We start from the raw sequence: 14006 nt of genomic DNA, 5'->3' as shown, positions 1-14006 counted from the left end.
AACAACTCCAAGCGCCTGACTCAGCGCATTTAAAAAAAACGCCGTCATGACGCGGCTCACAACCTGCGGATCCCGCGTCTTGCCAAGTGACATCAGTCATTTACGGCTAAAATAAGAACAAGTAGCTTAGGGGGGATCCCTACAGCCAAGTCCGGCGCAGCGTTTATTGAGGAGAGTCTATGAACAAGGTTGCTCAGTATTACCGCGAATTGGTGGCATCGCTGAGCGAACGCCTGAAAAACGGCGAACGCGATATCGATGAACTGGTGGCCAGCGCGGAGCGGCGCTTGAACGAGGCCGAAGATCTGACGCGCGACGAAGTGCGGCAGGTGACGCAGGCGGTGCGGCGCGATCTGGAGGAGTTCGCTCGCAGCTATCAGGAGAGCCGGGACGAGTTTACCGACAGCGTGTTTATGCGCGTGATCAAAGAGAGCCTGTGGCAGGAACTGGCGGATATCACCGACAAAACCCAGCTGGAGTGGCGCGAGGTGTTCAAGGATGTCAGCCACCACGGCGTTTACCACAGCGGTGAAGTGGTGGGGCTGGGCAATCTGGTGTGCGAGCAGTGTCACTACCATTTGGCGTTTTACACGCCGGAGGTGCTGCCGCTCTGCCCGAAATGCGGTCACGACCAGTTCCAGCGCCGGCCGTTTGAACCTTGATGACGTTCCCCGCCAGGGCGGGGAACGCTAAGGCCGGCGTTTAACGGAACAGTTTCTTCAGCAGGTTGCTCAGGAAACCGCCGCTGACGGTTGCCGGGGCAACGTCCGCCTGCGCCGGTGCGCTGGCCGGTACGGCGACGCCGGCCGGGATTTTTTGCACGACTGCGATGCGGCTGTCCTGGGCGGCTTTCTCCGCCGCTTCCGGGCCATAGGCGAAGCCTTCCGCCAGCACGAATTCAACGTCGGTGATGCCGATAAAGCCCAGGAACAACTTCACGTACGGCGTGATCAGATCCGTCGGCGTGTCGGCGTGGATGCCACCGCGGCTGGAGATGACGATCGCTTTCTTGCCCGTCACCAGCCCTTCGGCGCCGGCGGAGGTATAGCGGAACGTCTGGCCGGCGCGGGCGATAAGATCGAAGTAGATCTTCAGCTGCGTCGGGATGTTGAAGTTGTACATCGGGGCGCTGATGATCAGCGTGTCGTGCGATTTCAGCTCGGCAATCAGCTCATCGGACAGCGCCAGGGTGCTTTGCTGATGCGGCGTCAGCGGTTTGTCGCCGGCGGTAAAGCCGGCCATCACTTCACCATCCAGCTCCGGCAGCGTTGGGTTGGCCAAATCACGCACGGTAAACGTGTCTTCAGGGTGAGTTTCACGCCATTGTTCAACAAAAAAATCGACTAATTTTCCAGACTGGGAATATTCACCCAGAATGCTTGATTTCAGGACCAGTACGCGGCTCATTGGCTTATCTCCAGGCGAAGGCTAATCGGTAACGATGTCAGTCGGTGTAAACGCATGGTAGAGGCAAGCGATGAACAGTGATAGCGCAAAAATTCGCTGAGTTAAATCAAAAAAGTTGAACGAGGGGCGCGAGCGCGCCCCGATAGGATCAATAACGCGCTACGCGCTCGGCCAGCAGATCGATAAAGCCCTCGCGGTTGATGCCGGTCAGCACTTCCACGTTGGCCGCGTTGCCGGTTTGCTGGAAATAGTCCACCACCGTCATGCCGACGGTGTATTCCCCTTTGGTCTCCACGCCGACCCAGCGTTCTACGCCGGTGAACAGCTGTGGCGCCAGCAGCCAGGCGATGGTGCAGGGATCGTGCATCGCTGCGCCGGGCAGGCCGCGCGGATGGCTGAGGTACAGCGGCAGATAAAAATCGAGCATCTCCGCGACCGCCTGCGCGACCGGATTGTCTATCTGACGAATACGCTCGATATCCTGCGGCAACACCAGCGCCTGATGGGTGACATTCAGCCCGGCCATGGTCAGCGGCACGCCGGATTTCAGCACCATTTCGGCGGCTTCGGGATCGACGAAGATGTTGAACTCCGCCACCGGCGTAGTATTGCCGGCGTTCATGCCGCCGCCCATGAATACGATGCGCTCGATGCGGCTTTTCAACTCGGCATGCTGGGCCAGTAGCAGGGCGATATTGGTCATCGGGCCGGTCACCACCAGGGTTATCGGCTGTGGGCTGGCGCGCAGCAGGTCGGCGATCAGCTCGACGGCGCCGCGGGGATCGGGTTTGAGGGTCGGCGTCGGCAGGTGGGTGTTGCCCATGCCGGTTTTGCCGTGGACATAGTCGGCGATCACCAGCTCGCGCATCAGCGGGCCGCTGGCGCCGGCGGCGACCGGGATGTCCTCGCGCTGCATCAGGGTCAGCAGGCCCAGCGCATTATGCAGGGTTTTCTCCGGCGTCTGGTTGCCGGCGGAGGTGGTAATGGCTTTGACGTCCAGCTCCGGCGAACGCAGCGCCATGGCCAGCGCGATGGCGTCGTCGAGGCCGGGATCGCAATCGATGATAATAGGGCGGGGCATGTTCTTTCTCCTCTGTTTGTTATCCAGCGAGCATCGGATCAAAACCGGGGAGAAACAAGCGCTTTTAGTGCCGGGAGAAAAGATGCGCCCCTGGCGGGGCGCATCGAGAGCGTTTAGTGCAGGATCTTGGCCAGGAAGTCCTTGGCGCGATCGGACTCGGGGTTGTTGAAGAAATCGTCTTTGTTGCGGTCTTCGACGATTTTGCCTTCGTCCATAAAGATTACCCGATTCGCCACCTTGCGGGCGAAGCCCATTTCGTGGGTTACCACCATCATGGTCATGCCTTCGTTCGCCAGTTCGACCATCACGTCCAGCACTTCGTTGATCATTTCCGGATCGAGCGCCGAGGTCGGTTCATCGAACAGCATGGCGATAGGATCCATGCACAGTGCGCGGGCGATGGCGACGCGCTGCTGCTGGCCGCCGGACAGCTGGCCGGGGAACTTGTTGGCATGGGCGGAGAGGCCGACGCGTTCCAGCAGCTTCAGGCCCTTCTCGCGTGAGGCGGTCTTGTCGCGCTTGAGCACTTTCACCTGCGCCAGCGTCAGGTTGTCGATGATAGACAGGTGCGGGAACAGCTCAAAGTGTTGGAACACCATGCCGACTTTGGCACGCAGCTGCGCCAGGTTGGTTTTCTTGTCGTTGACCGAGGTGCCGTTCACCAGGATGCTTCCCTGCTGGATCGGCTCCAGGCCGTTGACGGTTTTGATCAGGGTGGATTTGCCGGAACCTGAAGGACCGCAGACGACGACCACTTCGCCTTTTTTCACTTCGGTGGTGCAATCGGTCAACACTTGGAAGTGACCGTACCACTTGGAAACATTTTTCAGGGATATCATCAAACAGTCCTTTTCTTCAAATAGCTTACCAGCGCAGAGGCGGCGAGGCTGATAACAAAATAGACAAAACCGGCGAACAGGATCATTTCAACCTGGGTGCCGTCGCGTTCGCCGATGGTCGACGCGGTGCGGAAGAAGTCGGCCAGGCTCAGTACGTAAACCAGCGAGGTATCCTGGAACAGTACGATGCCCTGGGTCAGCAGCAGTGGCACCATGGCGCGGAACGCCTGCGGCAGGATCACCAGCCGCATGGACTGCCAGTGGGTCATGCCCAGCGCCAGCGCGGCGGAGGATTGGCCACGCGAGATGCTGATGATACCGGCGCGGATGATTTCCGAATAATAGGCCGCTTCAAACAGGGAAAAGGCTACCATAGCCGAGATCAGGCGAATATCGGTTTTCGGCGACAGCCCTAGAACCTGTTGTAATAAGCTTGGAACCACCAGATAGAACCACAGCAGCACCATCACCAGCGGCACCGAACGGAACAGGTTGACGTACAGGGTGGCGAACCAGCTTATCGGCTTGAACGGCGACAGACGCATCACCGCCAGCACGGTGCCCCACAGGATGCCGACCACGATGGCGGTCACGGTGATCTTCAGCGTGATCACCATGCCTTGCAGCAGATAAGGGAAGCTTGGGACGATCGACGCCCAGTCAAATTCGTACATTATTTACTCCCCAGGTTGCCAGGCAACTGCACTTTCTTTTCGACCAGACGCATAAACAGCATGATAACGGCGTTGATGCCGATATAAGCCAGCGTGATGGCGGTAAAGGATTCATAGGCGTGTGCGGAGTAATCCAACAGCTTGCCGGCCTGCGCGGCCATGTCCACCAGCCCGATGGTGGAGGCGATGGCGGAGTTTTTGACCAGGTTGAGCATCTCCGAGGTCATCGGCGGCACGATCACCCGGTAGGCGTTCGGCAGCAGCACGTAGCGGTAGGTTTGCGGCAGCGTCAGGCCCATCGCCAGCCCGGCGGCTTTCTGACCGCGCGGCAGGGATTGAATGGCGGCGCGAACCTGTTCGCAAACGCGGGCGGCGGTAAACAGCCCAAGGCAGAGCATGGAAGAAACGAAGAACTGCACGTTGGGATCCAGCTCGGTTTTGAACCAGGTGCCGATATTGGCCGGCAGCAGCTCGGGGATCACCAGATACCAGGTAAAGAATTGCACGATCAGCGGCACGTTGCGGAACAGTTCGACGTAACAGGTGCCGAGGGTGGAAAGAAAGCGGTTGGGCACGGTACGCAAGATACCGAACAGTGAACCGACGAAGAAAGCGATAATCCAGGCACAGACGGAGAGGGCCACCGTGACCTGAAAGCCGGACCAGATCCAGCCGAGGTAAGTGGTGTTCCCAAACGGGGCCTGCTGCAGGAAGATACCCCAGTTCCAATCTATTGACATAACAAACTCCGATAAACGGGCGCAGGGCGCCGAAGATTGATGACTTGATGAGCGCCGATCGCCGCGCGGCCAGTCTGGCTGGCTTGTTGTGTACGGGTGTCGGTGATGCGCCTTGGGGAAAATGAGGGAGGGGAACGGCCCCCCTCATTCCTGTCTGTCCCAGTCATCAACTGGGCCGGTTTGGCCTGGCGGCCGCGCCGGCTTTTGTTCTATTTAGTTCAACGCTTTGTCGTTTGGCTCTTTGAACAGTTGCTTCATGTCGTCCGACAGTTCGAAGTTCATGTTGAGGTTTTTCGGTGGAATAGGCTGCTTGAACCATTTCTCAAACCACTTGGCCGCTTCACCGGAGGTTTGCGCCTGGGCGATGGTGTCATCGACCAGCTTTTTAAACTCAGGATCGTCTTTGCGCAGCATGCAGCCGTAGGCCTCTTTCGACTGCGGCGTGCCGATGATTTCCCACTGATCCGGTTTCTTGGCCTTGGCGCGTTCGCCCGCCAGCAGGGCATCATCCATCATGAAGGCCACGGCGCGGCCGCTTTCCAGCGTGCGGAAGGAATCGCCGTGGTCTTTGGCGCTGATGATACGCATGTTCATCTTGTCGCTGTCGTTCAGCTTGTTCAGCAGCACTTCGGAGGTGGTGCCGGAGGTGACCACCACCGGTTTGCCGGCCAGGTCTTTAAAGTCTTTGATGTCGGAGCCCTTTTTCACCAGCAAGCGGGTGCCGACCACGAAAATGGTGTCGGAGAAGGCGGCCTGTTTCTGGCGCTCGAGGTTATTGGTGGTGGATCCGCACTCGAAATCATAGGTGCCGTTTTGCAGCAGCGGGATGCGGTTCTGCGAGGTAATCGGCAGCATTTTCACCTGCAGATTCGGCGCATTCAGCTTTTTCTTAACGGCTTCAACGATTTGGTTGGAGTAGTCCTGAGAGTAGCCCACAACTTTTTGTTGGTTGTCGTAGTAGGAGAACGGCACTGACGATTCGCGGTGGCCGACAACGATCACGCCATTGTCTTTGATTTTCTTCAGCGTACCGGTCAGGTCTTCCGCATGCGCCACGCTACCTGCCGCACCGAGCAGCAGTAACGATAACGCCAATTTACGCATTTGCATGGTCCAACTCCTTTGCTGTTGTTGTGGCTCTGACTAAAGAGCGTCAGGTTAAATCGACTGTTTATTGCTCAAGTTATAAAGATAGTCTTATGAACTGAACGCTGTTAAAAAATAACCGATTGTGAACACCTTGAAACTAAAATGTTTCATTTTTTGAGACGCCGCGCGCACCAAATCAATGCAACAAAACGTCGGCGCACCCGCGCGGTGCGCTTAATGCACCCAAAATGTGCGCAGGTGCGACAAAACGTCAGCAAAAGTAAACCGGCGCGCGATGTCGCCATAGATAAAAGCAAGGAGTGTGCCAGCCGCGTTGATTTAACGACGTTTTCTGACTGAGGCGGGGATATTGACGGGAACGCGGGGCGCGGCGGGCGCGCCCCGGCGAAGAGGATTATTTGCGGCGCAAGCCCAACATCAGCGCCCAGCCGCCCAGCAGCAGGGTAATCACCCACAGCGGTGTGGCGCCGAAACGCGCATAAGGCGTGACGCCGGTGGTCGGCGTGACCTTCACTTCGAGCACCTGGCGGGTAAACTGCGGGATCTCAGCGATCACCTCGCCGTTCGCATCCACCGCGGCGGTGACGCCGTTATTGGTGCTGCGCAGCAGCGGCCGGCCGAGCTCCAGCGCCCGCATGCGCGCCATCTGGAAGTGCTGCCACGGGCCGATGGAGTGGCCGAACCAGGCGTCGTTGGAGATGGTCAGCAGGAAGTTGGTGTCCGGGCGGAAGTTATCGCGCACCTGCTGGCCCAGCACGATCTCGTAACAGATGGCCGCCGTCAGGTTGTAGCCGCGTACGCTGAGCTGCGGCTGCACGTAGTCGCCGCGGCTGAAACCGGACATCGGCAGATTGAAGAACGGCGCGATAGGGCGCAGCAGTTCACCCAGCGGCACGAATTCGCCGAACGGCACCAGGTGATGCTTGTTGTAGCGATCTTTGGCCGGGTAGCTGTACGGCGTCGGTTCGCCCAGCACGATGGCGCTGTTGTATTCCTGCACGCCTTGTGGGGTGGCGCGCGCATCGACGATGCCGGTGATCAGGCTGCTGTTCTTCGCCCGCATCAGGTCATCCATCATGATCAGGAAGCCGTTCTGACGCGGCTCGAAGTCAGGGATGGCGGACTCTGGCCAGATGATGATCGGCGCCTTGCCCATGTAGGGGCGGGTTTCGTCCAGATAGGTTTGCAGCGTGCTGAGCAGAATGCTCGGATCCCACTTCATTGACTGGGGAATGTTGCCTTGCACCATGGCGACGTTCACCGCTTTCTCCGGCTGCGGGGTAAACCACTGCAGCTGGCGCAGCGGCCACGGCAACAGCAGCAGCGCGGCGGCGATCACGGCTGCCGACAGGCGCCGTTGATTGACGGCGTACACCAGCAGGCCGGCGATGGCCATCAGCACAAAGGTGATGGCGTCAACACCCAGCAGCGGCGCGATGCCCTTCAGCGGGCCGTTGATCTGGCTGTAGCCGAACTGCAGCCACGGGAAGCCGGTCAGCACCCAGCCGCGCAGGAATTCGGTCACCTGCCACAGCGCCGGCGCGGCGATGGCCAGCCGCCACCAACTGGTGGCCGGCCACAGGCGCGTCAGCAGCCCGGCGAACAGCCCGGTGTACAGCGACAGGTAAGCGGCGAGCAGTACCACCAGGAAGACGTTGACGGCGAACGGCATGCCGCCGAAATCGGCGATGCTGACATACACCCAGTTGATGCCGCTGCCGAACAGCCCGAAGCCCCAGACGAAGCCGAGCAGGGCGGACTGTTTGGTGGTGCGATTGAGGGTAACGGCCAGCAGGCCGAACAGGGAGACGATGGCCGCGGGCCAGAAGTCGTAGGGCGAGAACGCCAGCGTCCCGCCGGCACCTGACAACAGCGCCAGCAGGGCGCGAACCCGCTGGCGTTCAAGTAATGAGGCTTTAGCCATGTTGGATTTAATCTTCCAGTTTCGGTGGTGGAGAATCGTCCGGAATTTTTACATGAACCTGGATGATACGTCGACTGTCGGCCATGGCAACTTTAAATAGGTAACCTTCGATTTCAATGGTTTCCCCGCGCGCCGGCAGGTGGCCGAAGGCCTGCATCACCAGACCGCCGATGGTATCGACCTCGTCATCGCTGAAGTGGGTGCCGAAGGCTTCGTTGAAGTCTTCGATCGGGGCCAGCGCGCGCACGGTGTACATGTGGCGGCTGAGCTGGCGGATATCCAGATCGTCTTCGTCGTCGTATTCGTCTTCGATCTCGCCGACGATCAGTTCCAGGATATCTTCGATGGTGACCAGGCCGGACACGCCGCCGAATTCGTCAATGACAATCGCCATGTGATAGCGCTGGGAGCGGAATTCTTTCAGCATCCGGTCGACGCGCTTGCTTTCCGGCACCACCACCGCGGTGCGCAGCACCTTGTCGATGCTGAACGGCTCGGAATCTGCGCGCATGAACGGCAGCAGATCCTTGGCCATCAGGATGCCTTCGATGTGATCTTTGTCTTCGCTGATCACCGGGAAACGCGAGTGGGCGGAGTCGATAATCACGTCCAGGCACTCTTCCAGCGTCTGGTTGCGCTTGAGCGTCACCATCTGGGAGCGGGGGATCATGATGTCGCGCACGCGCTGTTCGGCGATATCCATCACGCCTTCCAGCATGTCGCGGGTATCGGGATCGATCAGGTCGTTTTGTTCGGAATCGCGGATCAGCTCGACCAGATCGCCACGGTTTTTGGGCTCGCCGTGGAACAACTGGTTAAGGATAAGAGTAAAGAACCCCTTCTTGGGACTGGGGCTGTCATTGCTTTGTGAATGGTCGTCGCTCATGGCGTTTTCGTTACTGTCACTCATGTCAGAGTTAAGGGGCGTCAGCGACAGCCCCGCAGAGGGGCTGTAGGGTAAACGGCTGACGTCAGACGGGGTCTTTTTCCGCCAGGTACGGATCAGGATAGCCCAGTCCGTGCATGATTTCGGTTTCCAAAGACTCCATTTCTTCGGCTTCATCGTCTTCGATGTGGTCATACCCTAGCAGATGGAGGCTGCCGTGGACAACCATATGCGCCCAGTGGGCCTCCAGCGCCTTGCCTTGCTCAATCGCTTCCTGTTCAACCACCTGGCGGCAGATGATCAGATCGCCGAGCAGCGGCAGCTCGATGCCCGGCGGGGCTTCGAACGGGAAAGAGAGCACGTTGGTCGGCTTGTCTTTACCGCGGTAGGTCAGGTTCAGCTCGTGGCTTTCCGCTTCGTCCACCAGACGTACGGTCACCTCGGCCTCTTCCTGAAATTGCGGCAGCACGCCTTCCAGCCAGCGCTGGAAGGTGGCCTCGTCCGGCAGGCCGTCGCTGCTTTCACAGGCAATCTGCAGATCCAAAATCACCTGACTCATGGTGTCTCCTGCTCGGAGGCGGCGAGCGCCTCGCGCTTACGTTGTTCGGCAATCGCGTCTTTGCGTTTCTGTTCGGCCGCTTCCCAGGCCTCATAGGCGATGACCACGCGGGCCACCACCGGGTGGCGCACCACGTCTTCGCTGTGGAAGAAGTTGAAGCTCAGCTCTTCCACGTCCGACAGCACTTCCACCGCGTGGCGCAGGCCGGATTTCTGGTTGCGCGGCAGGTCGATCTGGGTGACGTCGCCGGTGATGACCGCCTTCGAGTTGAAACCGATGCGGGTCAGGAACATCTTCATCTGTTCGATGGTGGTGTTCTGGCTCTCATCCAGAATGATAAAGGCGTCGTTCAGCGTGCGGCCGCGCATATAGGCCAGCGGCGCGACTTCGATCACGTTGCGTTCGATGAGCTTCTCCACGCGCTCGAAGCCCAGCATTTCGAACAGGGCGTCGTACAGCGGGCGCAGATAAGGATCGACCTTCTGGCTCAGATCGCCCGGCAGGAAGCCCAGCTTTTCGCCGGCTTCGACCGCGGGACGGGTCAGCAGAATGCGGCGAATTTCCTGGCGTTCCAGCGCATCCACCGCGGCGGCGACCGCCAGGTAGGTTTTGCCGGTGCCCGCCGGGCCGATGCCGAAGGTGATGTCGTGATCGAGAATGTTGGCGATGTATTGCGCCTGGTTAGGCGTGCGCGGTTTCACCATGCCGCGCTTGGTTTTAATGGTGACCGCCTTGCCGTAATCCGGCACGCTGTCGGCGACCTGTTCCAGCACCCGGCTCTCTTTGATCGCCAGATGGATTTGCTCCGGATCGATATCCGGGATCACGCCGCGAATCGGCGCGGTATCCACGTAAAGATGGCGCAGGATATCGGCGGCGGCGACCACGCACAGGTTCTTGCCGACCAGCTTGAAACGGTTGTCGCGGCGATTGATTTCGATGCCCAATCGGCGCTCGAGTTGCTTGATGTTGTCATCAAACGGGCCGCACAGGCTGAGCAAACGCTGGTTGTCTGCGGGCTCTAACAAAATTTCTTGTGTTGCGACGTTCAAACTATTCCTCTAGGTCACATCGGGCCTGGTTGATGTCACATAGCGCGTCCGGGACGCGCGCGTTCAGGACGAGCCTGAATACTCTCTTTCTTGAATTATTCATGGTGCGCCGCAACGGCGCAAGTTTACCGCTGATCTATCTGTGCGCCGTCGGCGGAATTCAAGGGAAGACAAGGAAAAAACGCGGCGGGGCGCAAAGCCCGCCGCGTCATCACAGGACAAGACAGCTGGGAATCAGTTCTTTTTCACGAATTCGGATTTCAGTTTCATCGGGCCGAAACCGTCGATTTTGCAGTCGATGTTGTGATCGCCTTCCACCAGACGAATGTTTTTCACCTTGGTGCCGATTTTCAGCATCGAGGAACTGCCTTTGACCTTCAGGTCCTTGATCACGGTGACCGCGTCGCCGTCCGCCAGCAGGTTGCCGTTGGCGTCTTTGACGATCAGCGCGTCCTGATCTTCCGCCGGGGCGCTGTCGCTCCACTCATGGGCGCACTCAGGGCAGATGAACAGGGCATTGTCCTGGTAGGTGTATTCGGAGTTGCACTTCGGGCAGTGTGGGAGTTGCATGTTATGTCGCCTCTTCAACAATAAAAAAATAAAAAAAGAACATCACCGGGCGCGGACGCCCGGCGGAGAAACGGTAAGGAGTAGCGCGAACGGGCGGCGATAAGGCGGCCGCCGCGGCGTCAGGGCTGGTAAATGCCGACGCCCAGCGCGTTTTCTTTGCGGGTACGGGCGATCACCGACTGCGGGGATTCATGTACGCGCAGATCCATCTGCTGCTCGGTGCGCACCACTGCGCCACGCAGGGTGTTGGTCAGCACCTCGGTAATTTCCACGTCGACAAACTGGCCGATCATGTCAGGCGTGCCTTCGAAGTTTACCACACGGTTGCATTCCGTGCGCCCGGCCAGTTCCATCACGCTTTTGCGCGAGGTGCCTTCCACCAGAATGCGCTGGACGGTGCCGAGCATGCGGCGGCTGAACTGCAGCGCCTGCTGGTTGATGCGATCCTGCAGAATGTACAGCCGCTGCTTTTTCTCTTCTTCGCTGACGTCGTCAACCATGTCCGCCGCCGGGGTGCCCGGGCGCGACGAATAGATGAAGCTGAAGCTGACGTCGAAGTTGACGTCGGCGATCAGGTTCATGGTCTGTTCGAAGTCGGCCTGGCTCTCGCCCGGGAAACCGACGATGAAATCGGAGCTGAGCTGAATGTTCGGGCGCGCCTTGCGCAGCTTGCGGATAATCGCCTTGTACTCCAGCGCGGTATGCGCGCGTTTCATCATGGTCAGGATGCGATCCGAACCGCTCTGCACCGGCAGATGCAGGAAGCTGACCAGCTCCGGCGTGTCTTCGTACACCGCGATGATATCGTCGGTGAACTCGATCGGGTGGCTGGTGGTGAAGCGAATGCGATCGATGCCGTCGATGGCCGCCACCAGGCGCAGCAGTTCGGCGAACGAGCAGATATCGCCGTCATGCGTGGCGCCGCGGTAAGCGTTGACGTTTTGGCCGAGCAGGTTGACCTCGCGCACGCCCTGCGCCGCCAGCTGGGCGATTTCGAACAGCACGTCGTCGCTCGGGCGGCTCACTTCTTCACCGCGGGTGTAAGGCACCACGCAGAAAGTGCAGTATTTGTTGCAGCCTTCCATGATCGACACGAACGCGGTCGGGCCTTCGGCGCGCGGTTCCGGCAGACGGTCGAATTTTTCGATCTCCGGGAAGCTGATATCAACCACCGGGCTGCGGGTGCCCTGAACGTGGTTGATCATTTCCGGCAGGCGGTGCAAGGTCTGCGGGCCGAATACCACGTCGACGCAGGGCGCGCGGCTGCGGATAAGCTCCCCTTCTTGCGAGGCCACGCAACCGCCGACCCCGATGATGACAGACGGGTTCTTTTCTTTCAGCAAGCGCCAGCGCCCCAGCATGGCGAAAACTTTCTCCTGCGCTTTTTCGCGGATCGAGCAGGTGTTCAGCAACAGCACGTCCGCTTCTTCGGCGTTTTCGGTCCACTCGAAGCCGTGCGTGCTGTTCAACAGGTCGGCCATTTTCGATGAATCGTACTCATTCATCTGGCAGCCCCAGGTTTTGATATGTAGTTTTTTCGTCATTGACTTGCCATTACTCAGTGCGGAGCGAAAGTTGCGTTACGCGACATGCAGGGCGCGTATTGTAATCATTTGCCGCCGTTGTGACCAGCGCGGGGGAAAATGGCACGCAACCTGAAGCCGAAGCGAAAATCCGGTACACTGCGCAAAACGCCATGCCGGGTGGGATGGCGAGCATTCACACAGAAAACATAGCCAATATGAAGACATCTCAAAATCGGTATGACGCGGTGGTAGTGGGCGGCGGCATGGTCGGCGCGGCGGCGGCCCTCGGGCTGGCGCAGGCGGGCTGGTCGGTGGCGTTGCTGGAACATCAGGCGCCGCAGGCGTTCGAGGCGCAAAGCCCGCCGGATCTGCGCATTTCCGCTATCGGCTGCACCTCGGTGGGGCTGCTGAAACAGCTCGGCGCCTGGCCGGCCGTGACGGCGATGCGCACGGCGCCGTATCGCCGGCTGGAGACCTGGGAATGGGCATCGTCGCGGGTGGCGTTCGACGCGGTGTCACTGGGGCTGCCGGAGCTGGGCTTTATGGTGGAAAACCGTATTCTGCAGTTGGCGCTGTGGCAGCAGTTCGCGCAGTGCGCCAACCTGACGTTGCTGTGCCCCGCCAGGCTGCAATCGCTGCAGCGGGCGGACAAGGCCTGGCAGTTGACGCTGGACAGCGGTGAAACGCTGCAGGCGCGGCTGGTTATCGGCGCCGATGGCGCCAACTCGCAGGTGCGCAAGCTGGCGGCGATCGGCACCAACGGCTGGCAGTATCGTCAGGCGTGCATGTTGATCACCGTCGATACCGGCGCGCCGCAGCAGGATGTGACCTGGCAGCGCTTCTTCCCGTCCGGGCCGCGCGCCTTCCTGCCGCTGTACGACAGCTGGGCATCGCTGGTGTGGTATGACAGCCCGCAGCGCATTCGCCAACTGCAGGCGATGCCGCCGGCGCAGCTGGAGCGTGAGATCGCCACCGCTTTTCCAGCGCGGCTGGGCCCGGTCAAGGTGCACGCCGCCGGATCGTTCCCGTTGACGCGGCGTCATGCGCAGCGTTACGTGCTGCCGGGGTTGGCGCTGCTGGGGGATGCGGCGCATACCATCAACCCGCTGGCCGGGCAGGGCGTCAATCTGGGATATCGCGACGTGGATGCCTTGCTGAGCGTGTTGAGCGAGGCGCGGGAGCAGGGAGAGGACTGGAGCAGCGAGGCGGTGCTGCTGCGTTATCAGCGCCGTCGCCGTACCGACAATCTGCTGATGCAGAGCGGCATGGATCTATTTTATACCGCCTTCAGCAATAATCTGGCTCCGCTGAACGTAGCGCGCAATCTGGCGCTGATGGCCGCGCAGCGGGCGGGCAAGCTGAAAGAACATGCGTTGAAGTACGCGTTAGGATTGTAACCGACAGGGCTCAGCGGCGGCTGGGCCTATTAAGGATGGCTGAACGCCAGACAGCAAAAAGCCCGCCGAAGCGGGCTTTTCTAAATATGGCTGGGGTGCCAGGATTCGAACCTGGGTATGCTGGTATCAGAAACCAGAGCCTTACCGCTTGGCGACACCCCAATTATGGTGGCTACGACGGGATTTGAACCTGTGACCCCATCATTATGAGTGATGTGCTCTAACCAGCTGAGCTACGTAG

14 protein-coding genes and 1 tRNA gene are annotated in these 14006 nt (G+C 59.6%); 2 read left to right on the top strand and 13 right to left on the bottom strand.

From position 1 onward, the window contains the following. The first annotated feature begins 179 nt into the window (after window positions 1-179). Window positions 180-662, top strand: a complete 483-nt coding sequence (locus MMS95_RS20810) for a zinc ribbon-containing protein (RefSeq protein WP_004939988.1) — start codon at window positions 180-182, stop codon at window positions 660-662. A gap of 40 nt (window positions 663-702) precedes the next feature. Here MMS95_RS20810 and MMS95_RS20805 read toward each other — a convergent pair whose 3' ends face one another. The 12 genes from MMS95_RS20805 to miaB form a co-directional block, all read right to left on the bottom strand. After that, window positions 703-1407 carry an FMN-dependent NADH-azoreductase gene (locus tag MMS95_RS20805; protein WP_015376942.1) on the bottom strand — a complete coding sequence of 235 codons (705 nt, stop codon included), beginning with the start codon at window positions 1405-1407 and terminating at the stop codon, window positions 703-705. 148 nt (window positions 1408-1555) lie between these two features. Next, window positions 1556-2488: a pyrimidine-specific ribonucleoside hydrolase RihA gene (gene rihA / locus MMS95_RS20800; protein WP_242142203.1), complete on the bottom strand. Its 933-nt coding sequence runs from the start codon at window positions 2486-2488 to the stop codon at window positions 1556-1558. Window positions 2489-2601: 113 nt separating this feature from the next. Beyond that, window positions 2602-3327 carry an amino acid ABC transporter ATP-binding protein gene (locus tag MMS95_RS20795; protein ID WP_015376944.1) on the bottom strand — a complete coding sequence of 242 codons (726 nt, stop codon included), beginning with the start codon at window positions 3325-3327 and terminating at the stop codon, window positions 2602-2604. Continuing rightward, on the bottom strand, window positions 3327-4001 hold the full coding sequence (gene gltK, locus MMS95_RS20790; protein ID WP_004939982.1) for a glutamate/aspartate ABC transporter permease GltK: 675 nt from the start codon (window positions 3999-4001) through the stop codon (window positions 3327-3329). Before gltK ends, MMS95_RS20795 begins: the two co-directional genes overlap by 1 nt. Then, a complete protein-coding gene (locus tag MMS95_RS20785; RefSeq protein WP_004939979.1) occupies window positions 4001-4741 on the bottom strand; it encodes an amino acid ABC transporter permease in 741 nt (246 codons plus the stop codon). Before MMS95_RS20785 ends, gltK begins: the two co-directional genes overlap by 1 nt. 213 nt (window positions 4742-4954) lie before the next feature. Further along, window positions 4955-5851: an amino acid ABC transporter substrate-binding protein gene (locus MMS95_RS20780; RefSeq protein WP_004939976.1), complete on the bottom strand. Its 897-nt coding sequence runs from the start codon at window positions 5849-5851 to the stop codon at window positions 4955-4957. Window positions 5852-6245: 394 nt separating this feature from the next. Beyond that, window positions 6246-7775, bottom strand: coding sequence for an apolipoprotein N-acyltransferase (gene lnt / locus MMS95_RS20775; RefSeq protein WP_044031767.1), 1530 nt, complete (start codon window positions 7773-7775; stop codon window positions 6246-6248). Window positions 7776-7782: 7 nt separating this feature from the next. Continuing rightward, a complete protein-coding gene (gene corC, locus MMS95_RS20770) occupies window positions 7783-8661 on the bottom strand; it encodes a CNNM family magnesium/cobalt transport protein CorC (protein ID WP_004939973.1) in 879 nt (292 codons plus the stop codon). An 85-nt stretch (window positions 8662-8746) separates the two neighbouring features. Further along, window positions 8747-9220 carry an rRNA maturation RNase YbeY gene (ybeY, locus tag MMS95_RS20765; RefSeq protein ID WP_004939970.1) on the bottom strand — a complete coding sequence of 158 codons (474 nt, stop codon included), beginning with the start codon at window positions 9218-9220 and terminating at the stop codon, window positions 8747-8749. After that, entirely contained in the window at window positions 9217-10272 is a 1056-nt protein-coding gene (locus MMS95_RS20760) for a PhoH family protein (RefSeq protein ID WP_004939969.1), read from the bottom strand. The genes ybeY and MMS95_RS20760 overlap by 4 nt, the downstream gene beginning before the upstream one ends. A 234-nt stretch (window positions 10273-10506) precedes the next feature. Then, complete coding sequence (locus MMS95_RS20755) at window positions 10507-10842, bottom strand: zinc ribbon domain-containing protein YjdM (RefSeq protein WP_004939967.1); 336 nt, start codon at window positions 10840-10842, stop codon at window positions 10507-10509. Between the two features lie 119 nt (window positions 10843-10961). Further along, on the bottom strand, window positions 10962-12386 hold the full coding sequence (miaB, locus tag MMS95_RS20750) for a tRNA (N6-isopentenyl adenosine(37)-C2)-methylthiotransferase MiaB (protein ID WP_033633929.1): 1425 nt from the start codon (window positions 12384-12386) through the stop codon (window positions 10962-10964). Window positions 12387-12583: 197 nt separating this feature from the next. Here miaB and ubiF point away from each other — a divergent pair, with 197 nt between their 5' ends. Then, complete coding sequence (ubiF, locus tag MMS95_RS20745) at window positions 12584-13765, top strand: 3-demethoxyubiquinol 3-hydroxylase (RefSeq protein WP_021504618.1); 1182 nt, start codon at window positions 12584-12586, stop codon at window positions 13763-13765. An 87-nt stretch (window positions 13766-13852) separates the two neighbouring features. On the opposite strand, the gene MMS95_RS20740 is transcribed toward ubiF, so the two are convergent. Beyond that, window positions 13853-13927 (bottom strand) — tRNA-Gln (locus tag MMS95_RS20740). Window positions 13928-14006: the final 79 nt, after the last annotated feature.

The organism is Serratia sp. PGPR-27, assembly GCF_022678525.1.
Taxonomy (GTDB): Bacteria; Pseudomonadota; Gammaproteobacteria; order Enterobacterales; family Enterobacteriaceae; genus Serratia; species Serratia nematodiphila.
This window is presented reverse-complemented; position numbering and strand designations above follow the sequence as displayed.

What these genes read in the sequence shown, in the direction of transcription:
- rihA (WP_242142203.1), bottom strand. Translation starts at nt 2,488, where the DNA reads ATGCCCCGCCCTATTATCATCGATTGCGATCCCGGCCTCGACGACGCC.
- lnt (WP_044031767.1), bottom strand. Translation starts at nt 7,775, where the DNA reads ATGGCTAAAGCCTCATTACTTGAACGCCAGCGGGTTCGCGCCCTGCTG.
- MMS95_RS20795 (WP_015376944.1), bottom strand. Translation starts at nt 3,327, where the DNA reads ATGATATCCCTGAAAAATGTTTCCAAGTGGTACGGTCACTTCCAAGTG.
- ubiF (WP_021504618.1), top strand. Translation starts at nt 12,584, where the DNA reads ATGAAGACATCTCAAAATCGGTATGACGCGGTGGTAGTGGGCGGCGGC.
- MMS95_RS20755 (WP_004939967.1), bottom strand. Translation starts at nt 10,842, where the DNA reads ATGCAACTCCCACACTGCCCGAAGTGCAACTCCGAATACACCTACCAG.
- ybeY (WP_004939970.1), bottom strand. Translation starts at nt 9,220, where the DNA reads ATGAGTCAGGTGATTTTGGATCTGCAGATTGCCTGTGAAAGCAGCGAC.
- corC (WP_004939973.1), bottom strand. Translation starts at nt 8,661, where the DNA reads ATGAGCGACGACCATTCACAAAGCAATGACAGCCCCAGTCCCAAGAAG.
- gltK (WP_004939982.1), bottom strand. Translation starts at nt 4,001, where the DNA reads ATGTACGAATTTGACTGGGCGTCGATCGTCCCAAGCTTCCCTTATCTG.
- MMS95_RS20780 (WP_004939976.1), bottom strand. Translation starts at nt 5,851, where the DNA reads ATGCAAATGCGTAAATTGGCGTTATCGTTACTGCTGCTCGGTGCGGCA.
- MMS95_RS20805 (WP_015376942.1), bottom strand. Translation starts at nt 1,407, where the DNA reads ATGAGCCGCGTACTGGTCCTGAAATCAAGCATTCTGGGTGAATATTCC.
- MMS95_RS20810 (WP_004939988.1), top strand. Translation starts at nt 180, where the DNA reads ATGAACAAGGTTGCTCAGTATTACCGCGAATTGGTGGCATCGCTGAGC.
- miaB (WP_033633929.1), bottom strand. Translation starts at nt 12,386, where the DNA reads ATGACGAAAAAACTACATATCAAAACCTGGGGCTGCCAGATGAATGAG.
- MMS95_RS20785 (WP_004939979.1), bottom strand. Translation starts at nt 4,741, where the DNA reads ATGTCAATAGATTGGAACTGGGGTATCTTCCTGCAGCAGGCCCCGTTT.